The following is a 24,722-nucleotide window of genomic DNA, read 5'->3' as shown; positions in this document are numbered from 1 at the left end:
TTGAATTATTTGCGCTCAACGAACAGTTTGGCGATTTATTTGCTTCAATCAGCTCAATCGGGTTGGTACGCAATCAAGACATGTAAAGACCTATGCCATATGAAAACATCGATGCATTGATCCAGCGTCATGTCTCGATCTTCTCTTTGACCGAGCAAGTTGCGAAACTAGCTGCTCAACATCTGTTCAACGCACTTGAGGCGCAGCTATTTCCTGAAGGCATTCCGGCGACATTACCTGCGGCCATCTACTTGATGGATCGGCGGAGAGACTCGTGGGTGGAGGTGAACTCGACGCAAGACTTGGCGACAATTCGAAACAAAAAACTGCTCTTTGCTATTGGTGTACGTTTCTTCGGTGCAACGCGGCAGATCGCAGACGTAATCCTCACCGTGACACTAACGCCGCGCGGCGAAGACGCGGATGTCGTCCTGGGATTGGAACAGATTTCAACTTTCTCTACTGGAGGTAACTATGCGCGTGTTGCCGAGCTTGCTGAAACCTTGATCGCCGAAGCTGCGTCAAGTTGGGACTATACTCGTCGTGGCGAAGAAACGATCTACGCTTGACGATATCGAAGTCCCGAGGACCGGCTCTGACATATCCACAGCTTTCCTGGCGACGGCGGTTTTAATACACGCCCGGCTTTGCGTATCGGGCCGTGCCGATTTTCCCCTCTTCATCTTTCGGGTCGCTTCCCGGTCTCCTCCACTTAAACGCCTTCTTGTTGATTCACCTTACGTCTCCAGAGATGCTTCCGGGCACCGTCTGTTTTAACGTGCACAAATCTGCACATGCAGATTGTCTTCGCGGGGCAAACGGTTGTCCCTGCTGAGGCTGCTCGTATATCAACGCTTCGACATGCGCGTTCGCCTCGACACCATCGCCATCGATGCAGAAATTGTGCATTCGCAATGCCAACGCTCAATGTACCAACGGTTTTCCTAGGATGTGCGCACGTCCACGGCTTCGAATAGCAAATGTCTTAGAAAAACCGGCGCCGACTGCCGCCGTTGATGTTTTCGCGGCAAGAGTGGCTGCGCAGCTTGCGTGGACTGAATTTGGCGGCCCGAATGCTTCAGCCCGCGTCAATGACGGCTTCGCCATCAGTGGTCCGCGCGCACAGTGAAATCTTGTGCGGCCGACCTCTCCGGGAGTTTGCATGAATCGTTGATCGTAAGATTCGGGCCGTCTACTATCGCAGGCAGGTCTGTTGCGTCTGTTGCGTCTGTTGCGTTTGTTGCATTAGTGCGAAAATCACGAAGAAAATCTTGTGGAGACACTCCCGTCAAGAAGAAGTTATCCGTTCCATGCCGGCCTGTGCCGACGCGGTGGCCGGGTTCAGCATCGAAACGGCAGTCGCGCATCTGTGCTGTGATCTCGAACGCCGGCTTGAACGCGTGCGTCTAATGTTGCGATCGATACGCAACCACCGACGCAACGTCGCTCAATCGGGTCGGCGTGGCTGGTCATCATCGTAGTTTCAGCTTCGCGCAGATGCAGGCGCTTTCGGCACGGGTAGCCAACTCGCTGGTTCCACACGGCATAAGGCCCGGCGATGTGGTCGTTGGCCTTCTACCGCCCCCCGAACTTGTTGTCACGATTCTCTGTACGTGGCGCGCGGGAGCGGTCTATCAGCCGCTTTTCACCGCTTTCGGACCAAAAGCGATTGAGCACCGGCTGCACATGAGCGGCGCAAAGCTTGTCATCACCGATATAACTAACCGGGGCAAGCTTGTCGATATTATCAGTTGCCCTCGGTCGGGGACGGTGCTTGAGTTTGGTCAACGTCTGCCTGAGGGAGACATTGACTTCTACGACGCGCTTGAAGTGCAATCTGCGACATTCGGGCTGGTTATGCGCAAGAGCACGGATCCTTTCCTGGTGATGTCAACGTCAGGTATAACAGGAATCCCTAAGGGCGTGCCAGTACCACTGCGGGCGTTGGTGGCATTCGGCGCCTATATGCGTGACGCTGTAGATCTACGTCCCGAAGCTCGATTCTGAAACATTGCCGACCCGGGCTGAACTTACGGGCTCTACTACGCGATCATTGGACCGCTGCTGATGGGTCATACAACTACGCTATACGAAGGCAGCTTCACCGTCGAAAGCACATGCGAGGTCATCGAGCGACTAGACATCACCAGCCTTGCCGGCTCTCAGACAGCTTATCGACACTTGATGGCAGCGGGCGCGGATGTGGCCGCACGGATCAAAGGAAAACTGCGTGTCGTCAGCAGCGCGGGCGAGCCGCTGAACCCGGAGGTTGTGCGCTGGTTGGATTCGGCACTCTCTGCGCCCATCCACGATCATTACGGTCCGACCGAACTAGGTATGGTAGTGAACAATCATCACGGGTTCGTGCATCCCATGCGGACTGGCTCGGCGGGATTTGCGATGCCAGGCTATCGTGTCACGGTGCTTGACGGCAGTAACAACGAACTTCTGCCGAACCAGCCAGGAGAGCTCGCGATTGACATCACCCGCTCGCCACTCCTCTGGTTCACCGGATACTGGCGTCAGGAAACACCAGCAATCGCGGGCGGCTACTGCCGTACCGGCGACAATGTCGAGGTGGAACCCGACGGCAGTGTCAGCTTTATCGGACGGGCCGACGACGTAATCACCTCGTCGGGGTATCGCATCGGCTCATTCGATGTTGAAAGCGCGTTGATCGAGCACCCGGCCGTTAGCGAAGCAGCGGTCGTCGGAGTGCCCGATGCCGAGCGCACAGAAATCGTCAAGGCGTTCGTTGTGCTGTTGCGGGAGTATTGGGCTAGCCCCGCGCTGGCAGAGGAACTGAATCAGCACGTAAAGCGACGGTTATCAGCACACGCATACCCACGTGCAATCGAGTTTGTCGACGCGCTACCAAAGACGCCCAGCGGCAAAGTACAGCGCTTCATTCTGCGTCAGATGGAAGCCCAAAAAACACCTAACCCGTGACGCGCTTCATAGCCTGATTGCTGGGTCGCACTGTACTGGACGAGCTTTGCGACATCAGACAGCTGCGGTACTCGGCGTACAGGACTATCTACTGAGGTGATGCGGAGACGATGCGCTACATGTCCAGGCTATCGCATTCGTCAAAAGTCTGATGGTGTCGTCTATATCAACAGCGGCCTTTTTCGTTCGCCTATCTCCTGTTACATCTAAGCACGATCCGCTCTACAGAATCGCCTCCTTAATGGAATATCTATCGCAAATACAATGTTCAGATGCGTCCATGGCACGATGACTAAAAAAAGCCCGGTATCCAGCGGACGCACTAGATACCGGGGTTACAAGGACGGCGGACGACTGTTCGGGAGCAAGAACAACAGCCTGGAGGTTAATCCGCCAAATGCAAGGTAACAGGGTTTTCTCAAACGCGCTCAAAACCTGCCTTTTCTACGTAGGGTATGCGGCAAGCGAGGAGTCGCGATATGCGGCGCAGTGCGGGTACCAAACCAGCGCAACCGCGCGCGAGATCCATAAATTACGACCTACAATCGTTCCCAATCATAGGCCGGGGGTTAAACGCGCCATAACTCGTGTGTTGCGAGTAGCCTGGAAGAACCCAGAACTACCTCCGTTCCCGCAATGCTGGTTCCACATTCTTCAGTCGGTCTGCTCATATCTATCTCTCGCCCGAATCTCACTCTGCGCGTCACGGTGGTGATCGTGTCCGGGTGATCCTCGTAGCGAGCTGGGCCTCATCAGCTATTACCTTTCAGATCGTTCACTGTACTGCAATACTCAACAGATGTATGAGCGATGCCCTGCGCAGAACGCAAACTTTCATGAATTACCTTGCGATGAGGATGGCCGTCAAGGTGAAGCTCTTTGTGAAGTAACACGCCGGCAGTCAATAGCCATCATTTCTCCTGGTCAGAGACTGTCAACTTAAGACCAAAACCCTTGTCCCACCGCCTCCCGTTAAACTTCCCTCCCTCAATTACAGGCGATTGACAGATGACTCAGCCCCAATTTTAAATAGAATCACCCCACTTCCTCGGTGTGCCACCGAGTGCCGACCAACGCTCATACTGTTCCCGCAGTAGTGCCTCATTCAGCTCAGACCTTTGGGCGCATCACCCGCTCAGCCCTTCCCAAAGAACGGCAGACTGGTCGCTCGTCCCCTTGAGTTCGCCTCGCCGCTTAGTACGACAGCACCTCTAACGCTCACAGACACCAGTTTGCGAAGCTCTTGGGCTGGAACCCCAATTGGTCAGATTCATTGCACGCGTCCATCAAAGCGAGACGTCTTTGCATTTCCGTCGCGCGACCAACGATACCCGCGCCGTACTGACCGATGGCCTGTCTCAGCAATTGCTCATCCGGCTGTCCAGAGATTGCCGGTAAAACCACGGCCAACACCTCGTCTGCGCCCGCTGCCCATAACGCCTTCGACTTTGGATAAGACGGTAGCAGTTCGACGCAGCGCTCCGCGAAGTAATTCTTGACGAGAAAGGCAGCAATTTCCGCCTTAAAATTCCCGAGTTCATCTCGCAGCGCAGGCACCCGCGCGTACTCGCTGTCGAATGCCTCCAGTACATCCAGAACATCCTCAAACCGGATATATCGCCAAAAGTGCCTCGAAACTTGCTTAAAGGGCTGTGTCGAGAAGTGCGCGTCGTAAACAACTTCCATTGCAGACGCGACGACCAGGGAGGTGAGCTCTATGCCTGAGGAACGGAACTCACGCAGGACTCCGACCACGCTACTTACCAAAGACGATTTCGAAAATTCCTGGAACGTATTTGAAAAAACTCGGTGAAGTGGACGCGCTGCGTCGTCAAGATTGCCCAGGTCAATGGCGAATATCCCGCCGACAATGCCATTGACGTACGAATCACGTAGCACAATCTCCTCAATCGAAGTCCCCTTTTTGCGGCGCTCATCGCAACGCGCCTCCGTTATTCCTGCACTCAACATCTGACGGATGGGTTCATCACATTGATACCGTACAGACGCGTAACGAGTTTCGCTAACGAAACCAATGATGCTCTCACAGATTTCGGGCCCCCAAAAGCAGGTTGCGATTTCTTCGGCCGGCAGTAGAACGACTCCATCCCCGAGAGAAAGGACACACGCTGATTCGCCGAAAATCGTTTCATGCAATTCAACCCTCATGCGACCCGGATACTGGACGAGCAGGTCGAAGCTTTCTTCATCAACCTTTACGAGAATCAGATTCTGGTCATCAATCACACCACTCTTGTCGCGCGGCGAGCGCTTGGGGTCAATGATGCACACCGGTGCGCGCGGAATCCACGGCTGCCGGAATAGCTCCACGATTTTCGGCACAGTGCTTGCTTGGCGCGCAGGAAATTCTTTGCTGTAGATCGAGTTCATTTGCTTGTCCTATTAAGCTGGATAAATATTCAGATACGGGTCATTCCCGAACAATGCGGTGACATGATTGCATCGTCTGAATATCGTGTGTAGAACCCTCTTTTAGCCTTTTTATCGAATTTCTTGTTTTTCAACAATCTCTGCCTTCCCCGCTCACATCGGCAAGCTCTTCGCTGTGAGATTAATAAATAGTTGGATATTTTGCTAATGTATTGATTTATCGGTTTCGCTCTCGTAGTCTTCTCGAAAAATGGCGCACTGCCCAGACCGTTAACCAACACTTTTTCACAAATGTCAGTTGCACTCCCTAATTCCGATATCGGAACCACCGAGACCATCAGAGTTGGGCTCAAACATGCCGCGAGGTTTCTTGCTGACCTTTGCAGTCGAAATTCCGAATATCGCGACGCACAAGTAGAGGTTGCGACCTTTCTCGCATGGGTACGCGACAACCATCCCTGATTCGCGAATCAGCTCGACGAGTCAGGCATTACCGAATATTTTGCCCGCCGACTTGGCAGACTTTTATTCCTCGCAGCGAACCAAGAACGACTAACGGTTGGCTCAAAGAGGCCGAGGAGCAAGCGGTCGCGCGGCGTGTGGACATGTCGTACGGCAGCGACTCTGTCCGAGCAGCATTGTGCCAAGCGTTTCCTCGCGGGAGCAGCGAAGCTATTGAGGATTCAATTGACGACGCAGCAACCTGCCTCGCCACGTCTATGTCAATCGTAGTGTTCATGATCTGACTAGACAACCAGCGCTCTCCAGCGTGTTTCAACCGCTTCCACATTGGTCGAATCCGACACCCCACGCGCAATAAAGCGCTCGCCGTCTGGCTATCGATTGGCGAGTTGACACTGCACTTTCCGACCACGAAGGTGAATGTGGTCATCGTTCCGAGGCGGCGTCAGATTCTGCTACAACCGCGACGCTCCCTCCAAACGGCTCTCTGCAGCGGGGCAACAGATTTCGTCAGACTCGTCGTTCAGGCAGATTCATACGTCGATAGTTGCTCGGGCCATTCGTGACCAACACAACACGCTCCAGATCGTGAGTGACATCGACATAATTCTCGTCGCGTGGCTCGAATGCATCCGGGTAACGTGCACTGTATTCCTCCCCGCCGCAGCTTCCACGCTCGTGTGTCCACGCGTGCTCTGGAATAACAACGTCGAACAGCTCATCCGCCTCCGACAGGTCGGCGTAGTCGTCAAGAAATAAAACTACGCTTTCGGGGTCAGCCCGTTGCAGAAGGGCTATCAGTTCGCGCACCGTCATCTCCATCTCCTTTTAAGCGTTCGAACGGTCACTCCGACCAGGGTGCTCCCATCCTCATGGCAACTGGCATCGCCCTAACAGAGCGCCGATAACTCCCGACACATTTCATCCTGCTCGCAGGCCCCCCCGACTGAGACCAGATATCCTCTTTTGCAACGCTCCCGTTGGCGGGCACGCCGCAGCCTCATCTCAGCAAATACTGGATGAACAGGAGTGAAACTCACTGGACCTGTCTCAATCTCCGCCGACCAATCCAGTGTCTCGACGCCATCGCACCCCATAATATTTTCACCCCTCCATCCGAGAATGCCGAGTCAATATAGCACCAGATCTTTTTTCCATTTTGGCATTAAGTTTTTATACCAACAACGGAAAACCAAACTGAATCAATGGCATGCAAAAACTCACTTATGATAAATCAAAAGGGAGGCAATTTATACGTTGACTCTCTCGAATCCAATCTATTAAATTCCCGCTCATTGAATCCGTGTGTTACGCGTCGGCGACGACATCAATGAACTCACGGTCCGCCCTTCGACGAATTTATACAGCTAGCCATGAATAACGAGCAAAATCACTTTTCCGATACCCCGCTGGAGCAGTCTTCTGGACCGACGTCGGACAGCACATCGACTAACCCGCCAATCGCGAATTTCATCCCCGAGGCCGAACTCGCGAAGCGGGCGATTCCGCTTCACCTTCATCCGTCGAAGGTACTGCCGAGCCATTTCACTGAGGCGATTGAGCGAGCATTTGCGCCGGCGACGAGGTTCTGGTTCCATGTTGATGCCGAACGTTTCGTTGCTGCGTTGCAGAATCAAAATCCGGCGTATATGGACGACTTGGTCTCGTCATGGGAGCAATGGGGATGCGGGCCGTTTCACGAAGACCTGATCAACTCGATTCGCACGAAGCAATTCGATGAATTTTGTGCTCTCTCGCTGGCTTCACAGCCGCTGGGTCTGGCATCGGATGACGACGAAGAGGTGTACGACCTGCTTCACAGCCATCTTCGTAGGACCGGCGAATCGACGCACCTCAAGTATCTCGAGCTCGACGGCGTGAAAGCGATTCGCTACATCCGTGAAAAAATGGTCGGTATGACCGCCTAATCAGGGCCACGAGCCAAGACCAGGCGTTCAAGACCTTGTGTGGAAAGGCGTTGGCCAGAGTGACAGGATTTCATTTGACGCATGACGTCGCGCCGTCGCTATACGTATCGTCAGGTCAGTTCTGACACACGCCGACTCGCAAATCAATCAGGACAATTGTATGCAGGATATTGAATTTCACACGCTCAACGGCCACGCTCTGCTGCTAACCGCCAACGCCGAATTCGTTGAGTCAGCCCGCCAACACACTCTAGCTGAAGGCACACCGACTTCATACGTTGCTACCGTCTCGGATATCCTGGGCCAGATGGTCGAGACCGACGAACGTTGCCTCGTCTTGGTCTTGCCGGAGCTTGCGTCCGAGGCTATCGACCTCTCAGTCGCGCATATCAATGAGCAGGTACGCGTGACCCCAAAAGGAAGCCCCGTGGCATGCGCGCTCTTCGCCAACAACCAGGTTGCGGTGAACGCGCACGCGCTCAACGAGGCCCAACCACTGACGTCGGGGCGGCTCACTGTGCTTTGGGTGTTTAAGGACAGAATGGCAATGCGTCACTATCCGTATGAAGATGACACCGAGCAGCGGCTTTGGCTCGTGTCGTCCGTCGCCGATGGTCACCGGCACGAAACAGACTACGGAGCGGAGGCGAATATCGACGTGGATGCCGAGGCAGGCGTGATTGAAGTGCTCAACTGCTTCACGTTTATCGAGACGGCAGTCTAGCGGGCCGCGACAGAGCAAATTTTCCATCGGCGGAGGGCAACGCCCTCCGCTTCTTCATCTATTTCCTCGCTCAACAATTCATTCCACCCGGATACGACGCATGCCGGATCGCAGCAGTAGGTCAGACTATGCTCATTCTTGCCGTGGGGACTGCGGATCTTGTTCATCTGCATTGCCTGTGCTCGCGCCTCGGTTGTTCTGCTGATTTTTCGGCTCGATTCCAGCTTCCCTGCTCCATTTCTCGGCCAGTAGAGACAACATCAATCTCTTCAATATTCGAATATTTGGAACCCGGACGACTAACAAGGTCACGACCGGCAACGGGTCGAGACCACCCGCCTGCTAGCGCATTTTCTGTGTCACGTTTGAAATCGAAATCGAGCCCAAACTGCCTGTAAAAACGGTATCGTCTCTCAACATTCTGCGCTCCGTAAGCGCCGACATGGCTCTCCAGAAGCGTTATCGGTGATACAACGTCGTCCGGCGCGGCACGGCACGGCGAGCCTATTTGACTATTTCATTGAAGCATAGACTACCGATATTCAGGCCACGAAGATCGTCCTGCTCAATGATTACGAAGCCATTCGTGAGCTTCAATCCGTATTCCCGACGGGCGGTCATCACACAGCCTGTCTCTTGTGATTCGCGCTGGCCAATCTTCTGCTCGTCAATCAGGCGTGCCACCAGATCAACGCTCGCGCCCTCCTTCGCTCGACTCTGCGATACCAACGGCCAGAAGATGGATTCGATCTCGCGGTTGGTCTCTGACCGAAAGAACTGCCAGACGTAAGCGCGCCGGTTCTCAGCCGTACCTCGGCTGCCCTCAACGACGAACAGTTCGTCAGGCGTGACGACCGCCTCCGAACTCCAGATTTCGTCTTGACTCATGCTAACGGCACTGCACACATCAAAAACTCTCTTACCTGTTCCTCGTGTCCGGCAAACGACTTCCCCCCATACTGTCGCAGTGAATTCAATTTGGTCAGATTGTGTTCAAGCAAGTCCGTCGCCAGTTCAGGTGAGTTGAATGTCTCGTTGATCCGCACCGTCGGAATACCTTTAAACAGCACTCGTCGTAGCTGGTCCATGGACTGTGTGTTGATTTCCAGCGTCTTCTGCAATAGCTGAACACTCAGGAGCATCTTGAATAGCCGGGTTTTCAGGTCTGGCTTCTTCTCCGGGTACACACCCACGCCAATACTGACAAGCCGGATGTCTTCCTGCTTCATTCCAAGTGCCCCAACGGCATCAGCAATCGCGTAAAGCGACGGATTGTTGGCACAGTAGCCTCCATCAATCAGCTCAACATGATCGCCATGGCCGGTTACAACAACCTTCTTCTCAAAGAAGGGATATGCGGAGCACGACGCCTGAACAGCATCGGCAATGGGGACGCCGTGAAAAGGCAAGAATGAGGCCGTCCGCCCGTGTAGCTGATCTTTGCTGCCTTTGAAAATCATCGGCTGCTCCATTAACCAGCGCGTCGCAACCACGCCAATCCCCGTCTTGAAATCGCTCGCCTTATGTTTGCCGAAAACTTCCTGCGACAGTCTTGCGAGAGCGGCCGTCTTATCCTTGGGGTTCCGGCACGACATGATTGTCGGCACATGCTTCTTGTACAGCTCATGTATTGCGTCAATGGAATACCCAAGCGCCACGAGAGTTGCGATGATCGCCCCTGTACTCGTGCCGTATACATAGTCGAATCGCTCATGGAGAGGGCATCCCAGCATAAGCTCTATCTGCTTGAGCACTCCTAACGTGTAAAAACCTTTCGCACCTCCACCGTCCAGCGCAAGGATTCTGCATTTGCCATCAGATAGCCCGGTATTCCCCGGCTCGCGTCCTGAATCGTCACTCATTGAAGGTCCCGTTATTTTTCACTCGTCTTTGGTAGGCCTGCGATCCCGCTCGTTCGGTCCAGGACGTGCAACAAGGCACGCCTGCCTTGTCTCCGGGTCGGGGATGGGCCTCGGGAACAAAACCACCCTCGCCTGCGCTGCGAGCAATCGTCCCAAAAGCAATAGTTGATACGTCCCTTTTAATGCACCCATAACACAAGATATTGTGTCATTGTTGTAATTGTACCTGCTATTTTGTTATTCATGCTTGACGCGCTCTCGTTTTCTCGGTAATCTTTTCTTCAATCTGAGAAATAGAGTCGTAAAACCGAACCCGTCGATTACTGTGCGATCGGGCAATGGGTGGCACGACCGTCGTGCACCGGCAGAGCCGGCCAAACAAGAGACCAGACATGCTGAAACTGAACAAACTGTTCTATTCGCTCGGCGAGGATACGACGTTCGCAGCGAGGATCTGTCCCACCGCCGACGATCGCAATGTGTTGATGGATGCGAAAAATGCCATTCGTGATCACTTGCGCGAAGGCATCCGCGAGGCAACCGTCAACGTCCTCAGTATGGAGCATCCGGTAACTCCCCGTTTCCGGACCCAGGGTTCATGGCGTTATGACACGTGTGTCCGTCCAGCCTTTAACCCGCCACAGGAGATGGACTGGGATTTCGGCGTCTACCTCCCTACGACCGTGTGGGAGGAAAACGGCCCTCCCCGCGCTATGGCTAAAGCGTATTTCGATCTCGTCGAAGGTCTCCTGTCAGAGCTTTGCGATGACAAGGGCTGGACACTTGACAAGTCAAAGAAGACGTGTAGCCGGGTTCGCATTTCGAAGGCCGCTCACATCGACGTCCCGCTGTACGCTGCAGCCGAGGAGCAATTCGTCAAGATCGTTGAAAGGCATGCCGTCGCAGCACGTGCTGTGATGGATTCTGCGCTTACCAAATCGCTCGAGATAGCGATGGAGAGCGCGGACGAACAGACGTGGGACGACCTCGAAGGCGTCGTTCTGGCGAACCGTTCCGGCGAATGGATTCGCTCAGATCCTAACAATGTCGCCAGGTGGTTCGAAAATCACATTCACGAACATGGCCAACAGTTGCGCCGCGTTTCCCGGTATGTCAAGGCATGGCGCGACCAGCAATGGCCCGAAGGCGGTCCTTCCTCCGTGGCGATGATGGTAATCGTTGCGCGAAATTTCGAAAAATGCGACGGTCGCGACGATATTGCGGTTGAACGCGCGGCTATGCACCTGTCAATTGAGTTACTCAAGGATGTACGCGAGGATGGAATCGATGGCGGCGAGGCGAATTTCAATAATCTGAATGCTGACGAACGAGTCGAACCAGCTTTGCGTGCCTCGCGCCTGGGGCAGGCCATTCGGACAGCACGCGGTTATAACGTCGCACAGAAACACGAGGCAATTTCGACTCTGACCACACACCTCGGGCCGCGCATTCCGAACCGGGCAGACTGGGTCGAAATCGATTCCGGCGCAGATGACGTGCGGCAGGTACCGGCTAGCCGCGTGCCTCCGCCTGCCGTTGGTGCAACCAGTGCAGGTTGAAGAATATTCAAGCGAAGTCTACGGAGAAATTGTCAAGATAATCCGCAGATACGGGCTTCGTCCGGCGCGTGCGCGAGGGAACATTCGCGCGTTCGAAGGCCCGATCGCGACGGTTCGTGGCGACGTCCCAATCCGACTCGAGATCTCCGACTGGGATTTCGAAAAATATCCCCGAGCCTACCTTCTTGACAAATTTCCGGACGGCCATCGTATCTACGCGCACGTTGACGCGTTGGGCGGGCTCTGCTATTTCACCCCCGAATCCGTAGTACTCGATCGGTACAGACCATCCATTGCAGTCCATCAATGTCTTCATGCCATCGAGTCCGTGCTGAACAAGGCACTGAACGATGACGAGGAAGCCAGCGCAGATGTCGAAAACGAATTTGTCGCCTACTGGTCGTTCGGGCAGTTGCCACCGGCGAAGTCTGTGATTATCGATGACCTTCCCCCACAGGCGAGTGAAGCGTCGTACTTCTCGTTCGATGGCCCAGATGAAGACCACCATGCCGTAATCTGCGAGGACTCCGAACACGCGCGCAGGCTTATCAGTGCTCTTGGCTACAGCCGCACAACTGAACTCGCTTACACCTGCCTTCTATTTGCGTCAGAGCAAATTCCAGCTGCGCCCGCTGGCGCATTTCCGGGAACGATACACGAGCTCTTCACATGGATTGGCACGTGGGACCGTCCGCTTCTTCGCAGCATCCGGGCACGATTGGCATCTCACAAGGAATATCTCGCACAGGAACGTTGCGTTCTGGCATTTTCGACCCCGTCGGGCCGGTTCGGCGCAGAATTCCGGCATGACCGGGTTCATCGGCTGGGGCTTCGACGGAATCCGGCCGAGTATTGCAATTTCCTGCATGGCAAGAAAGGCCGCAAAACTGCCATCGTCCGCCTCAGGCTCGACGAAATCGGCGCGCCCTATATACACTCGCGGAACCTAGAGTTCGAAAGCCTGGCAGGAAAACGGATAAAGCTTATTGGATGCGGAGCCATCGGCGGGTATCTCGCTGCCGCACTGGTACGCCTTGGTGCGGGCACGGGGAAAGGCGGCCGACTCTTTCTGTGTGATCCAGGCACCTTGGAGCCAGACAACCTCGGGCGGCATACGCTAGGATTTCGAGCGTTATTTCGCAATAAGGCTGAGGCACTTCGAACTGAGCTCGTAAGCCAGTTTCCTTACCTCGATATTGTCGCGAGCGGCGAACAACGACCTTACACGGACGAGTTCTTCGCAACTGACCTCGTTATTGACGCCACGGGTAACGAAGCTCACAACGAGAAGCTCAACTTCTACCACCTGAAGCGTCGACTGTGTCCGGTTCTCTACGTCCGAATCAGGGGGAACGGAGAATGTGTGCAAACGCTGCTGTCCGACTCTCCGCAACACGCCTGCTTCAGATGCCTGAGACAGGGAGAAGGTGGAAACTATCTCGAAGAGCGATTTCCCGTTCTGAAGTCGGCCCCTGTCACGCGTTTTCGTGGCTGTGCATCTTTCACTCCTTACGCGGTATCGAGTTCGCTTTCAGCAGCCGCACTCGCCACCGATGTTGTAATCGACTGGCTGAAAGGAAATCCGGCGCCGCGCTTTCGGACACGCCATATCGAGAACGCTAACACTCGTCGCCTTTCCAATCAGGATCTGCCTCCTATCAAGAGATGTCCGGCATGCCAGACGAGTTCGTAACCGAAAACTCCCTTCTTGGAGCGGGAAAGGTACTGGTCGAGCAACAGGTCTGGGAAACGATCATCCCTTTCCGGCAGGCGCACAGCGCTGCCACCGAGGCGGGCGGGATCCTGCTAGGCTATCGTCGCGGCGCGCATCTTCACGTTGTCGACGCGACCTTTCCGCAGCCGGGTGACCGCCGCTCCCGGTTCCGCTTTACTCGCGCAAAACAATCGCATCAGCACATCGCTCTTCAGCGCTGGAAAGAGACCTCAGGGACAGTCGACTACCTGGGAGAATGGCACACCCACCCTGAAAGCATGCCATCACCATCGAGCCTCGACACCGCTGAATGGCGCAAGATTTACGAACCGCGCGCCGTACCTATGCTCTTCGTCATTCTTGGCTGGTCGTCACACGTTTGGGTCGGTGTCGGCTGCGGGTCGCGACTGGAGGGTACAAACTGTTCGCCGCCGGCAGTAGCCCGGACGAATGCCTGCGACCGCTGAACATCGCGCGCATTGTCCACAGAGGCCCGCTTCTCCGGCGGGCATTTTTACGGCCGCGTCCGTACTCGCGATGTACAGATCGGGCAACGGCCAACAGCGCCCGCGCATGCGCCCCAATTTGCCCCTTGCCAACTGCCTCACTGCGTCGACTGCCGCTTGCGCCGCACAGGTTTGGGCTATTTGATGCCGGCCTCGCTACTCCACTTTTCGACCAGCCGGTCTGGTGCCGGCTGTCCAACGCATCAAATCTCTCCGGCTGCCTGGGCAAACGCTTCAAATTCCCTCCCGATTGAGTGTTCGCGCAGTCTATCGACGACGTACGGTCGACGAAAGAGCACACGTATGATGATGACTTTCGCGCTCATAATACGAGCCATCGTTAACATGCGCAGCGACCGAGGCCTCATTGCGCCCACTTTTTGAACCCTAAGACAGGTATGCGGCTCTTTTTCGACGAATCTGGAAATACTGGCACGAACCTCTCGGACTCCCAACAACCCATTTTCGCACTTTCGTCGATCAACATATCGGCCGACGAGGCAAATGGGTTGCTCGCTGAACTGATGCGCCCCGGCCAGTCCGAGGTCAAATTTTCGAAACTACGCCGCACCGCTGAGGGCAGGCAGGCCGTCATTCGGCTCATCGATTCCGACGCGCTCACGCCACGCACGGCAAAGTTCGCAATCGCGGATAAGCGGTATTACCTGATTTCACACTACGTCGACAAGCTGACCGAGCCTGTCCACTACGACCTGGGTGTCGACCTCTACGCGAAGGATGCTCATGTCGCGTACGCGAACGTCCTGTACTTTGCCGGATCTCACATTTTCCCAAACGGCCATTGGGACGCGTTGCTCAACGCATTTCTCGGGGCAATTCGCGGCCCTTCGGACGAAAGCTATCGGGCGTTGGACCGCACCGCTGCGCTGGCGGTATCAAACGCGATACCGGACTCTGCCGAATTTTCGATGCCGTTGATGCTGGCGGCGCCTCAGGCAAAAAAACTCCTGAAAGGCTTCGTGAATACGGCGACCTTCGATCCCGCTCTAGATCTGTTTGCGATACTGGTACAGGCGTGGATGCGCGAGTCGGACGGATATCTTGATATCACGCACGACCAGTCGAAACCAATGAAGCTGCCAGAGGACTTCCTGCGGCAGCTGATGCGGCGGGACGTATCGAATCGAATAATCGGCTTCAGGGGTAGACAGGCCGAACTTCCGTTGCGAGTCAGCACGCTCGAATTTGGGGATTCGAGGGCTCATTCCCAATTGCAGCTTGCGGACATAGTGGCCGGGGCCGCTGTTGCCGCCTTTTCGCCATCGCGCACGGAAGACGAGGCGGCAGACTGGGAACGGGTGCGTGAGGCGCCGTATGCTCTTGTGGTTGGTCCGATGTGGCCGAGCGTCAGCAACATCGGCGGCGCAGCATCTGATCCCCAACCGGGCGAGGGCAGCCTGGTCGATGGCCAGATGCAGTTTTTCAGGGATTCTGGTTACTTCGATCATTGACCAGGGCAAGACATTTGAGTCCGCAGTCTGTCGCGAGCATGGCAGAGAGATCATGGTTCGATAAAACCACCACGAGACTCCGATCCCTAAACCGGCGGTTTCGCACCGTCGCATACCATTCGGGTGTCGTGCCTTCCTTCTCCGAACGCGCGCCGGACGGACCGTTCGATGGCAATACAGCCCTCGTGCGCGAAGTATGTCAGCGGCTGCGGACGGAACTGCTTGACCAGCTTCGCCCGGTCATGGGCATACCGCACGAAAACGGACACCCAATGCATCCGGCGGGCGCGCCGTCCATCGCGGCCAGCAAAAGTGGTACTCCTGGCGAGCCGCACTTTCTGCTCCACAGGGCAAAACCTGCCCGGAATCCTGCTTAGCCACCTACGCTTATTTCGTGCGGCAATAAGGCCTGAAGTATCTGCTCATTCGCTCATTCCGAGCTGAATCCGCTGATTTAGCTGATTCGGTAGCGACGGATCAGCCGCTGCCTCGTCGCGCCCCGGGCCAGTGGCCTATTTATGCGCGGCCCTATTCGCCGCCACGCATTCCCCATGCCGTTAGAGTCGCACGCCGGACTATCTCGGTCCCGGCGGGCCATGTCGCGCCGGTGGACCTTGTCGGAATGAAGGCGAAAGCGTCGGCTAAAAACAGGCGCTACAGATTGAATCTCGGCCATTTAACCACCCCATGCTCACGATGCAATCGACGCTAACTCCACATGACGAACTCCTCTCCCGGGCACTTCTGGTCGCAATCTCAACGATTGCCGACTTCGACGAATCATTGCCCACGGGAAGTTCCCCCGTCGTCCCTGAGGTCATCATTTGGATGATGGAGCAGACCAATCAGGCCCTCATGCTCACTCTGAATGACGGCGACCTGCGCCCCGTTCTCTCAGAGTTAATCGCAGATTACGGAAAGCTCCGCAGACACGCCCTCTCGTTCCAGGCATTCAGAGGAAGAAGCGTCATCGTACAGCCTTCAGGATATTCCGAATTTCCGGTACGGATCATCTTCGATGACCTTGAGGCTGCTCTGGACATCAGAGACGCTCCTGTCGGTGCCACATTCAAAAGCATCTTCAGTTCCATCATACCCGGAGTCCGGCGCCGGCTCGAGGAGATGGACACAATCGAATGGGGCGACCATGAACCAATACCGGCGGCAAATGACGACGTCGCCGCTGAAGCCGTTTGCATCCACCAGACCGAGTACGAATTCTTCCGGGCAGCCATGGTCGAGCCTTACCTTGGGGACGACCCGGTCGAAACCGTAGTTGACTTCATGATGCAGGGTCTGGTCGATGAAGATTTCGGACGACATACCGACTATTGGCTGACCGTAGATATATCAGTGCTGATGCGCTGTGCCGAGCTAGATTTGCCTATTGACATGGCGCGTGTTGCGGAAGACGGCCGCATGGAGGAACTCAAAGCGGTTTTGCTGCAAGAGCTTGATGTCATGCGTGAAACCGAACAGGGATGGCGAGAACTGGGCGCACCACTGCGTTCACTGCTTGCGACCTCTGCCGGGCCGAGAGAGACAATGCGCATCATTAAGACGCTTCTCGAAGCTCACGATTCCACTTCCTCACGAAGCAACAATCATATCGGCGTGTACTGGATGTTCTGCCGGCGGCTCGGCCCGACATTCGACAACGCGCCGTCGCTTCTACCGTTGCCTCTCGATAACGCCCCTCACATTGATTCGATACGACACGACATTGCAGCAACTGAAACGTGCTACCTCGTCGACACCGCTGACCTCTTCGGGTCACCCTATGTCTATACGAGCAATAAGCACTGCCTCGTCATCAGGCTACCCGAGCCGTGGCTGCAACTGCAGGACACGCTCTCAGCCAACATGGGTATTCAGCGAATCGTGTCTCAGAGTCCCGGTGGAAGCGAATTCCGCCTCAACCTGACACCCAATCGCGCGTTCTGGGCGCCCGAAGAGAAACTGCTTCCTTATCTTTACAGGTTTGCGCGCCGCCTTCCGGTCGTTTACGTCTTTGAATCTTGCTGCCTGTTAGCGAACTATAAATTTAATCGGTTCGTCGATTTGCAGAAAGTCATCGATACGCCGCTGCGACATCTCCCGGGCGCAACTATCGAGGAAGGTGAATGGCGATATCACGCCAGAGACTATCTGACAGCGCTGCCTGACGGTACGCTATTGAAGCCGGTAATTCTTAGTGAAGTACGGGACCTGACGTCGAACGTTAAGCCGGAAGCGAGTCACCCTATCGCAAGTACCACAAATTGAATCAGATGAAATCCGCGTTGGTATGCGCTCCGTATTTGACGGCGCAGAGATAGAACGAACGGCGCAGTGTGGCGCTGCGCCGGCTGACACTATGTGTTGAGCGGATTCTTAAATGCCTTACCCGGCGAAAATTTGACGGTCTTGACAGCGAGGATATGAATTTTCTCACCGGTGGACGGATTACGCTCCGTACGCGCCGCCCGCGTTCCCGTCGAGAACGAACCAAATCCAATCAGTTGGACCGCCTCTCCATTCGACACAGCATTCGACACCGTCGCATCAATCGCATCAATCGTTTCACCGGTGAATGCCTTCCCACCACCGGTGACAGATGCCACGGCGTCAATCAGCTCCTGCTTGTTCATTGTCGCTCCTCTAGTATGTTGTTTATGAACAGGTTGAACACTACATCGAATCGAGCTTGCGATGCAATGTGGTGCATGGAGTGAGACGTCCTCGTGCAGTCCATACTCGGCACGCCACAGCCACGCGAGCATTTCTACACACGCTTCCAGCCAGTGCGAGGTGCGATAACCGCATTGCGCAGTGACACGTACCGCCGTACCGGCCTGTCGCTTACGCTTCCATTTTGAACTGTCAACTGCCGGTTTTTCCGCGCTCCTGAACCAGCCGCCAATGGCCGATACCGCACAATAAGGAGTCGTCCCGGCTAAAACCCGGTCGCTGCACCTGTTTCCATCTCTACAAGGAAACAGGATGTCAGCGCAGAAGCAGCAAAATAATGAACAGCTCAACGTCATCGAACTTTTCGCGCGTGTCGGTGGCTTCCGTCTGGGACTGGAAGCCGTGCACGGCGCTCCGTTCCAGGTCACCTTGAGCAACCAGTTTGAGCCCTTGAGGAAAAAGCAGCACGCAAGCGACATTTACCGGTCGCACTGGCCAGCAGACCCGCACATTAACGAAGACATCTTTCAGGTTCTCGAATCTGAGTCCGGTCGTGATGCAATCCGCAATGCGCGTCCGGATGTCGTCGTTGGCGGATTTCCGTGTCAGGACTATAGCGTCGCAAAGCCGCTCTCATCGTCGGACGGTCTCGCTAGCAAGAAGGGGGTCCTGTGGTGGTCCATCGCGAAGCTGCTGAGGCAACGCCTGGATGACAGAGCGCCAGTCAAATATCTCATCCTTGAGAACGTCGACCGCATCCTCTCTTCACCTGCGTCGTGTCGAGATCGGGACTTTGCGGTCATCCTTTCAATTACAAGGATGCAAGATGCTCGCCAATACCCATTCGACCAGTCCGACTTTTTCACGCGACATTAGGGCATTGTTGCGGATGCAAGGCGTGATGAACGCCTCACACTTCATGACCGTTCCGCTTCTTGCGCTGCGCATGTCGATGACGCTGCACTTCAGCTCCGTGGCGCTTGCGACCGTAATGTCGGCGAATCTGCTTTCCGCCCAGACGTTGCCGCTGATTGCCGGCGCGGTCGCTGACCGCTTCGGCTCCCGGTGAATGTTGGCCTTAGGGCTTTGGTTGAGAGGATTGGGATTTCTCGGATTCAGCGTCACGAACGATGTGACCGCCTGGGTGTGCTTCGCTTTCGCGGCTGGGTCGGGCGTTGCATGTTACGAGGCTGGTCTGTACGGAACTTTCGGCCGCCAGCCGAAGGCATCGCATTCTGCCCTGTTCGCAGCGAACAACCAGATGCTGAACATGGGCACGGCGGTCGGCCCCATGGTCGACGGAATGGCGGCCCTGATCGATGCCCGTTTCGCCTTCGCTGCGAGTGCACTTTTATTTGGCGTGCTGGGTGCGACTATGTCCCGATCAACAATCGGGTCATCCGAGACAGCGAATCGCCGTGCCGTTCTGGTCAATCTGCGCGCCGCTGCGACTAATCGCAATCTATGGCGCTTGATCGTGGTTTCTTTGCCGTGGTTCTTTCTGTTTCCGCAGGTTTATGTCGCGTTTCCCTTGCATGCCGAGCGTCTCGCGGGTCCGTACGCCGCATCAGCTGTCTATGTTGTGAATGGCGTGATCGGACTGGCATTCATGCTGGCTGCGAAGCGCTGGCTTGCCCGGATAAACCCAGCGATCTCAACGATGTATGCCTATCTGGCTGCTGCGGTCGCCTTCGCCAGCGTGGCTGCGTGCAATGATCTCGCATGGTTTCTGCCATTCATCGCAGGATATACGATCATCGAGACAGTCATGCTTCCGGCACTGGAAACGATGACCGGCTCGCTAGCGGTCGATGGAAATCAGGCCACGTCTGTCACGGATCGGCGTAATGACGCCGGGGATGATCGCCGTAATGGCGCCAGTTGGAAGTGGTGTCAAACGCGGATTCGAACGGCCTCAAGAATGCGGTTTTTTACTGGATTTTGCAACGGCGTTTTCGCCGCTTTCAGGCATCGGTTTGGGCTTGCGGAAGCTCTCGCCCTCGATGACGATGCGATAGGCACCATGGCGTAGCCGGTCGAGTGTCGCGGCGCCGAGAACCCGGTTGTCGGGGAAGGCATCGCCCCATTCGCTGAGATCGAGATTGGATGTCAGGATGGTAGCCGCCCGCTCATACCTGGCCGCCACCAGGTCGTGGAAGTCTTCGTCGTGTGGCGCGCGCAGGGGTTTGAGCGCGAAGTCGTCAATGATCAGCAGCGGCACGCGCACGAACTGCTGGAACTTACGCTCGTAGAGGCCCGTGGCGCGGGCCGCATGCAGCTTCCTGATCAGGTCGGTTTGCGTGACGAACAGCACGTCACGCCCCTGACGCGCAGCGCAGTGACCCAGCGCCTGGGCAATGTGGGACTTGCCGACGCCCGTTTGACCGACCATCAGGATTGCCACCTTCTCGTCGATGTAACGACCGGTGGCGAGATCGTGGATGTGCGCGCGGTTGAGCTTCGGCAGCCGGTCGAAGTTGAACGTCTCCAGCGTCTTGCCTAGCCCGAAGCCGGCGCGCACGAGACGCGCGCCGAGCTTCTTCTGGTCCCGCCGCGCGACCTCATCATGCAGGAGCATGGCGAGGAATTCGGTGTAGGCGAGCTGTCCGTCGATCGCCTGACGGTTGCGCTGCTCGAGCGAGTCGAGTACGCCGGACAGGCGCAGTTGCTTGAGGATCGTATTGAGTTCAGGACTCGGATTCATGATGGTCAGTGAAGGAGAAGGGAATGGAGGTCACGACCGAAGCGGCCGCCGTTGACGTAGGTGTCAGCAGGCGCCGCTGACGTTTGCGCTGCTGCTGCGGCGGGCTGGCTGTCCAGTCCCTTGTCGAGAATGGTCTTGACGGTGCGGTACTTCGGGCTCGCGAATGCAAGCGCACGCTCGCACGCGGCGTCCAGTCGTTGATCGCCGAACTTCTCGCGCATACGGACGATGCCCTGTACGCCACGCAGGTTGACCAGCACCTTGTCGTTGAACATCGCAAGGACCAGCGCGTGACAGGATGGCCCGATCTCCTTCGCCCGGGCCAGGCACCACTGCGGATCGTGTTCGAGCCACGCCTGCGCCGCCGGCGGCTGATGGTCACGCACCGTGTGGCGATCACCGGGCTTGCGCAGCCGCGGATGGGTCGCGACGAGTTCGTGCTGGTGGAATAGCTGCACAATCGTATCGGTGGACTTGAGCCACAGGCTCTTGCCAACCAGCGTGAACGGCGCGGAGTACAGCGCCTTCCTGTAGACGATGTGTCCGTCCGTATGCACCTTGACCTCGCTCCATACAGCCAGCACCGGCGCAACGTCAGGCAGCGTCGTGAGCAGCGGCTTCTCGATGGCGAAGCGCGCCAGCGGCTGCTCGCGTGTCGTGCCGTGCTCGCGGGTACTGGCCTGCTGCATGATCCATTCGCGCAACTGCCGGTTGGCATCGGTCAGGTCGCGGAACGTGCGCAGCGGCATAAAGGATTTCTTGACATACTTGACGCCCGATTCAACGATTCCCTTCTTCTGTGGGTCATGCGGTGGGCACGCGTCGATCCGGAAGCCGTATCCCTCGGCGAGCGCGGCATATGAGCGCTGGACCTCCGGGCTGTACATGCAGGCTTTGGTGATCGCGCACTTCGCGTTGTCGATGATGATGCGGCCCGGGCAGCCGCCAAGCCACTCAAAGGCGCGACGGTGGCAGGCCAGCCATGTCTCAACGGTCTGGTCCAGCACGAGCTCGACATACTGGTGCCGTGACCAGCACAGGGTCATGACGAAGAACCACGTCTTGATCTGTGCGCCCGATTCATGCGCCAGTACCGGCCCGGCGCCGAAGTCGACCTGTGCGGCCTCAGCCGGCGCGAACTCAAGGATCGTCGTGGTCGGTACGCCGCGTTCGGCCTTCAGGCCCAACAGGATACGGCGCACCGCCGAGTAGCTGCCGGTATAGCCATGGTTGCGTTTCAGCGCGTGGTGAATCGTCGTGCCCTGCACGCCGGCGTCATGCCAGTCACGGATCTGCTCACGAAACGGCTCGAGCGTGGACACGCACGTGCTCGGCAAGTGTGGAGTGCGGCCGAACACGCCGGCGATCACGGTATCGTCAGGCAACGGCTGCCCGGGATTTAGCCAGCCACGCTCGCCGGCCATACGACGAACAGCGGTCAACTTCTTGCGACCCATCAGGCCGCTACGCCCAATGTCGCGATCGGAATCGCCTTGCCGCATGCGGACAAGGACTTGACGGTACTCAAACAATTCGAACCTCCGGTTGGTCATGGACACTCCGTTCAGAAAGAACGGAGCGTACCCATCTGGAAAGTTCGAATCGCATTCAACACCCGGCGCGGGTGGCGCCTATACGCCGATCATCGACTGGCTTCTTTACGCCGGTCACGGACTGGCGCCATAACGCCGATCCTGCGCTGGCGCCTATGCGCCGATCATCGGGTGGCTCCTTTACGCCGATCCCGGAATGGCTCCATAACGCCGGTCAGTGACACACGTCCTTCGGCGTGTTGAGTGCTGCAGGCGCGTTGAGTGGCGCAGCCGGTTACTATGCCGGAAGCTGGCTAATCCTGAACGCGATGTCGCTCGAAACGTGGGCGACGCTTGGAAGTGTTGCTGCGATGAGCTTCGCGGGAGCCGCACTGATTCTTCCGAAAACACTTCGTCGGACTTCGATGCTCCTAAGGTAGAGGCGCTGCGCTAGATGTCAACGGTCTTGCTGCCTCAGTCGAATGTCCCAATTGGCCTGCCAGAGCCCGAAAAAACAGCCAGGAAACCTAGTGCAATAGTGCAGGACCTTTTGTGACCTCGCGCTCTGGCCCGTGAAGAGCTGACAAGGCGACACGTCCCAATTACGGCACTCAGGAGGACTCAACTGAACTGGACCGCGAACCGATTTACGCATGCCCTCTCCTCCCTACGGAACGGTTTGAGTGCTTGCCGGCCTTGGAGCGATCACACGATGTCAAGCTCGGGGACATCCCACCTCTGACCTGACAGCTCCGTGACCACCCGGTTCCTTCCTGCACGCTTCGCCGCATAGAGCAGGTGATCGGCCCGCGCTAGCAACTCCCCGACCGCCTCGCCGGGCCGATACCGGGCAATCCCGGCACTCGTCGTGACGCACAGCCTAGTGTCGATTTGATCGAAGCGTGAAGACTCCAGGACGGTACGCACGCGCTCGGCGGTCTGATACGCGAGTTTGTCGTCAACGTGCAGCAGCAGCACAAACTCCTCGCCGCCGATGCGCGCCACCACGTCCTTCTCGCGCACTGCGGTGCGCAGGATTGCGGCGAACTGGCGTAGTACTACGTCGCCGGCTGCATGCCCGTAACGGTCGTTGATGGATTTGAATTTATCGATGTCGAAAGCGATCAGCGCGAGCGGATAGCTTTGCTTGTCCGCGACACAGCGGCGCGCCAGACGTTCGAACGCACGCCGGTTGAACGTTTCGGTAAGTGGGTCGAGATCACGCTCAAGCTTCAGTCTGTCAATCACATCCGACATCGCGGCGGCAAGCAGCACGAGCCCTAACACAGCGCCCATCAGAGCGAGCGACAATTGAAGCAAGACCCAGAAAAGGGTCTGCCCGAACGGTGCAGTGCTATGAGGCAGGGGGCGGATCGTGGTGAGCGGCGTGCTGATGAAGAAACTGGCGCCGAAGATCAGCAGCGCCCAGAGAAGAACGCGATTGACAGTGCGTCCATTGCAGTGTTTCCTGAAACGGAGCGCGGTCAACATCATCAGCACCCCGGCGCTGAGATTCAAGATGTAGACTCGCACGAGCAGGTTCGACGTCACAAAGGAAAAATAATACATGCCGCCCAGCACCAGAACGAATATCGACGTATGCGTCACTAGCCGCAAGTGAAGCCCCGCTCTGCGCAGAACACCTTCTGCCAACAGCTGAATGCTTGAGATATAAAACGTTGCCGATACAAGCGCGTTCAATCGCCATTCATCCGGCAGGTGACAGATCTGCACCGCTGAGCCAAGTGCGAATGCAACGAATGATGCGGCGAGAAAGCGCAGATAGCGCAGTCGCCTATCGTAGATCCATGCGCAGGCAAAACCGAGCGAAAAAACTGCCGCGATCCCTGGGATGATCAATTGAACGATTTGATTGGGCGTTATCTGAGCGGGCGTGTGGCTCGTTCTCCGCTGCCGGCCACGACATCGCAGGGCCTGTGGAGTGATGGTTTTCGGGGTGCGCACCGTCAGTTGTCATTTGCGACTCCCTCAAAAATTGAGTGGGCGCCCGATATGGTCAGAGGATTGTACGCCCGGTGAGGGGAGCCCTCGGGATAATGCGAGAGTGTTGCATCGGGCCTCGAGTCCGACACTGTTGTGAGCAGGATTCAGCGATTCTTCTGTCGTCGGCGAAGGTCCCTTATTGGCCGGCTTGAAGCAGTTCCGGCCGCAATTGCCTTCCCGCACGGCGGCCATAGAGAGAGGGCAAACGGGCCCCCGTTAGCCAAACTGAACGACAACCTCGACCT

19 protein-coding genes and 1 pseudogene are annotated in these 24,722 nt (G+C 56.4%); 12 read left to right on the top strand and 8 right to left on the bottom strand.

The window, feature by feature from the left end; all coding sequences use genetic code 11:
- Nucleotides 1-92: 92 nt before the first annotated feature.
- Together B0G81_RS10880 and B0G81_RS10875 are read left to right on the top strand one after the other, a co-directional pair.
- Complete coding sequence (locus B0G81_RS10880; protein ID WP_134135233.1) at nucleotides 93-569, top strand: hypothetical protein; 477 nt, start codon at nucleotides 93-95, stop codon at nucleotides 567-569.
- 741 nt (nucleotides 570-1,310) lie between these two features.
- Nucleotides 1,311-2,949 (top strand): annotated as a pseudogene (locus B0G81_RS10875) (AMP-binding protein).
- A 1,218-nt stretch (nucleotides 2,950-4,167) separates the two neighbouring features.
- Here the strand turns inward: B0G81_RS10875 and B0G81_RS10870 are convergent.
- The gene (locus B0G81_RS10870; protein ID WP_134135229.1) at nucleotides 4,168-5,340 is read right to left on the bottom strand and encodes a hypothetical protein; all 1,173 of its coding nucleotides are present in this window, start codon (nucleotides 5,338-5,340) and stop codon (nucleotides 4,168-4,170) included.
- A 972-nt stretch (nucleotides 5,341-6,312) separates the two neighbouring features.
- Complete coding sequence (locus tag B0G81_RS10865) at nucleotides 6,313-6,618, bottom strand: hypothetical protein (protein ID WP_134135225.1); 306 nt, start codon at nucleotides 6,616-6,618, stop codon at nucleotides 6,313-6,315.
- Between the two features lie 557 nt (nucleotides 6,619-7,175).
- On the opposite strand from B0G81_RS10865, the gene B0G81_RS10860 reads away from it, so the two are divergent.
- Entirely contained in the window at nucleotides 7,176-7,730 is a 555-nt protein-coding gene (locus B0G81_RS10860; RefSeq protein WP_134135220.1) for a hypothetical protein, read from the top strand.
- A gap of 160 nt (nucleotides 7,731-7,890) precedes the next feature.
- Nucleotides 7,891-8,454 carry a hypothetical protein gene (locus tag B0G81_RS10855; protein ID WP_134135216.1) on the top strand — a complete coding sequence of 188 codons (564 nt, stop codon included), beginning with the start codon at nucleotides 7,891-7,893 and terminating at the stop codon, nucleotides 8,452-8,454.
- A 504-nt stretch (nucleotides 8,455-8,958) separates the two neighbouring features.
- Here B0G81_RS10855 and B0G81_RS10850 read toward each other — a convergent pair.
- A complete protein-coding gene (locus tag B0G81_RS10850) occupies nucleotides 8,959-9,342 on the bottom strand; it encodes a hypothetical protein (RefSeq protein WP_134135212.1) in 384 nt (127 codons plus the stop codon).
- Nucleotides 9,339-10,316, bottom strand: a complete 978-nt coding sequence (locus B0G81_RS10845) for a patatin-like phospholipase family protein (RefSeq protein WP_134135207.1) — start codon at nucleotides 10,314-10,316, stop codon at nucleotides 9,339-9,341. Before B0G81_RS10845 ends, B0G81_RS10850 begins: the two co-directional genes overlap by 4 nt.
- Nucleotides 10,317-10,708: 392 nt before the next feature.
- On the opposite strand from B0G81_RS10845, the gene B0G81_RS10840 reads away from it, so the two are divergent.
- From B0G81_RS10840 to B0G81_RS10820, 5 genes are all read left to right on the top strand, one after another.
- Complete coding sequence (locus tag B0G81_RS10840; protein ID WP_134135204.1) at nucleotides 10,709-11,875, top strand: cyclic GMP-AMP synthase DncV-like nucleotidyltransferase; 1,167 nt, start codon at nucleotides 10,709-10,711, stop codon at nucleotides 11,873-11,875.
- Nucleotides 11,865-13,568 carry a ThiF family adenylyltransferase gene (locus B0G81_RS10835; RefSeq protein WP_243856418.1) on the top strand — a complete coding sequence of 568 codons (1,704 nt, stop codon included), beginning with the start codon at nucleotides 11,865-11,867 and terminating at the stop codon, nucleotides 13,566-13,568. Before B0G81_RS10840 ends, B0G81_RS10835 begins: the two co-directional genes overlap by 11 nt.
- Nucleotides 13,550-14,056: a Mov34/MPN/PAD-1 family protein gene (locus B0G81_RS10830; protein ID WP_134135198.1), complete on the top strand. Its 507-nt coding sequence runs from the start codon at nucleotides 13,550-13,552 to the stop codon at nucleotides 14,054-14,056. The genes B0G81_RS10835 and B0G81_RS10830 overlap by 19 nt, the downstream gene beginning before the upstream one ends.
- Before the next feature lie 437 nt (nucleotides 14,057-14,493).
- Nucleotides 14,494-15,567 (top strand): DUF3800 domain-containing protein, encoded by a 1,074-nt coding sequence (locus B0G81_RS10825; protein WP_134135194.1) that lies wholly within the window; start codon nucleotides 14,494-14,496, stop codon nucleotides 15,565-15,567.
- A 687-nt stretch (nucleotides 15,568-16,254) separates the two neighbouring features.
- Nucleotides 16,255-17,832: a hypothetical protein gene (locus B0G81_RS10820; protein ID WP_134135190.1), complete on the top strand. Its 1,578-nt coding sequence runs from the start codon at nucleotides 16,255-16,257 to the stop codon at nucleotides 17,830-17,832.
- 89 nt (nucleotides 17,833-17,921) lie between these two features.
- Here the strand turns inward: B0G81_RS10820 and B0G81_RS10815 are convergent, their stop codons facing one another.
- Complete coding sequence (locus tag B0G81_RS10815; RefSeq protein ID WP_166678956.1) at nucleotides 17,922-18,329, bottom strand: HU family DNA-binding protein; 408 nt, start codon at nucleotides 18,327-18,329, stop codon at nucleotides 17,922-17,924.
- Nucleotides 18,330-18,549: 220 nt separating this feature from the next.
- On the opposite strand from B0G81_RS10815, the gene B0G81_RS10810 reads away from it, so the two are divergent.
- The 3 genes from B0G81_RS10810 to B0G81_RS10805 are packed head-to-tail and all read left to right on the top strand — an operon-like array spanning nucleotide 18,550 to nucleotide 20,269.
- Nucleotides 18,550-19,113 carry a DNA cytosine methyltransferase gene (locus B0G81_RS10810; RefSeq protein ID WP_243856417.1) on the top strand — a complete coding sequence of 188 codons (564 nt, stop codon included), beginning with the start codon at nucleotides 18,550-18,552 and terminating at the stop codon, nucleotides 19,111-19,113.
- A gap of 25 nt (nucleotides 19,114-19,138) precedes the next feature.
- Entirely contained in the window at nucleotides 19,139-19,306 is a 168-nt protein-coding gene (locus tag B0G81_RS43575; protein ID WP_166678955.1) for an MFS transporter, read from the top strand.
- Entirely contained in the window at nucleotides 19,307-20,269 is a 963-nt protein-coding gene (locus tag B0G81_RS10805) for an MFS transporter (RefSeq protein ID WP_347877446.1), read from the top strand. It begins immediately after the preceding gene.
- Here the strand turns inward: B0G81_RS10805 and istB are convergent.
- The 3 genes from istB to B0G81_RS10790 all read right to left on the bottom strand — a co-directional run bounded on the left by istB (nucleotide 20,153) and on the right by B0G81_RS10790 (nucleotide 24,438).
- Nucleotides 20,153-20,941, bottom strand: coding sequence for an IS21-like element helper ATPase IstB (gene istB, locus B0G81_RS10800; protein WP_134135178.1), 789 nt, complete (start codon nucleotides 20,939-20,941; stop codon nucleotides 20,153-20,155). The two genes, B0G81_RS10805 and istB, sit on opposite strands and share 117 nt — an antisense overlap.
- Nucleotides 20,942-20,946: 5 nt before the next feature.
- Nucleotides 20,947-22,473 carry an IS21 family transposase gene (istA, locus tag B0G81_RS10795; RefSeq protein ID WP_208328607.1) on the bottom strand — a complete coding sequence of 509 codons (1,527 nt, stop codon included), beginning with the start codon at nucleotides 22,471-22,473 and terminating at the stop codon, nucleotides 20,947-20,949.
- A gap of 705 nt (nucleotides 22,474-23,178) precedes the next feature.
- Nucleotides 23,179-24,438: a GGDEF domain-containing protein gene (locus tag B0G81_RS10790; protein WP_243856416.1), complete on the bottom strand. Its 1,260-nt coding sequence runs from the start codon at nucleotides 24,436-24,438 to the stop codon at nucleotides 23,179-23,181.
- Between the last annotated feature and the right edge of the window lie 284 nt (nucleotides 24,439-24,722).

The sequence above is a fragment of the Paraburkholderia sp. BL6665CI2N2 genome (assembly GCF_004366535.1).
Taxonomy (GTDB): domain Bacteria; phylum Pseudomonadota; class Gammaproteobacteria; order Burkholderiales; family Burkholderiaceae; genus Paraburkholderia.
The sequence above is the reverse complement of the archived record's forward strand: the minus strand, read 5'-3'. Positions and strand labels throughout refer to the sequence as shown.

Coding starts and splice junctions, on each gene's coding strand:
- B0G81_RS10850 (WP_134135212.1), bottom strand. CDS start 9,342: ATGAGTCAAGACGAAATCTGGAGTTCGGAGGCGGTCGTCACGCCTGAC.
- B0G81_RS10845 (WP_134135207.1), bottom strand. CDS start 10,316: ATGAGTGACGATTCAGGACGCGAGCCGGGGAATACCGGGCTATCTGAT.
- B0G81_RS10870 (WP_134135229.1), bottom strand. CDS start 5,340: ATGAACTCGATCTACAGCAAAGAATTTCCTGCGCGCCAAGCAAGCACT.
- B0G81_RS10855 (WP_134135216.1), top strand. CDS start 7,891: ATGCAGGATATTGAATTTCACACGCTCAACGGCCACGCTCTGCTGCTA.
- B0G81_RS10840 (WP_134135204.1), top strand. CDS start 10,709: ATGCTGAAACTGAACAAACTGTTCTATTCGCTCGGCGAGGATACGACG.
- B0G81_RS10815 (WP_166678956.1), bottom strand. CDS start 18,329: ATGCTCGCGTGGCTGTGGCGTGCCGAGTATGGACTGCACGAGGACGTC.
- B0G81_RS10810 (WP_243856417.1), top strand. CDS start 18,550: ATGTCAGCGCAGAAGCAGCAAAATAATGAACAGCTCAACGTCATCGAA.
- B0G81_RS10880 (WP_134135233.1), top strand. CDS start 93: ATGCCATATGAAAACATCGATGCATTGATCCAGCGTCATGTCTCGATC.
- istB (WP_134135178.1), bottom strand. CDS start 20,941: ATGAATCCGAGTCCTGAACTCAATACGATCCTCAAGCAACTGCGCCTG.
- B0G81_RS43575 (WP_166678955.1), top strand. CDS start 19,139: ATGAACGCCTCACACTTCATGACCGTTCCGCTTCTTGCGCTGCGCATG.
- B0G81_RS10860 (WP_134135220.1), top strand. CDS start 7,176: ATGAATAACGAGCAAAATCACTTTTCCGATACCCCGCTGGAGCAGTCT.
- B0G81_RS10805 (WP_347877446.1), top strand. CDS start 19,307: ATGTTGGCCTTAGGGCTTTGGTTGAGAGGATTGGGATTTCTCGGATTC.
- B0G81_RS10825 (WP_134135194.1), top strand. CDS start 14,494: ATGCGGCTCTTTTTCGACGAATCTGGAAATACTGGCACGAACCTCTCG.
- B0G81_RS10820 (WP_134135190.1), top strand. CDS start 16,255: ATGCTCACGATGCAATCGACGCTAACTCCACATGACGAACTCCTCTCC.
- B0G81_RS10865 (WP_134135225.1), bottom strand. CDS start 6,618: ATGACGGTGCGCGAACTGATAGCCCTTCTGCAACGGGCTGACCCCGAA.
- B0G81_RS10830 (WP_134135198.1), top strand. CDS start 13,550: ATGCCAGACGAGTTCGTAACCGAAAACTCCCTTCTTGGAGCGGGAAAG.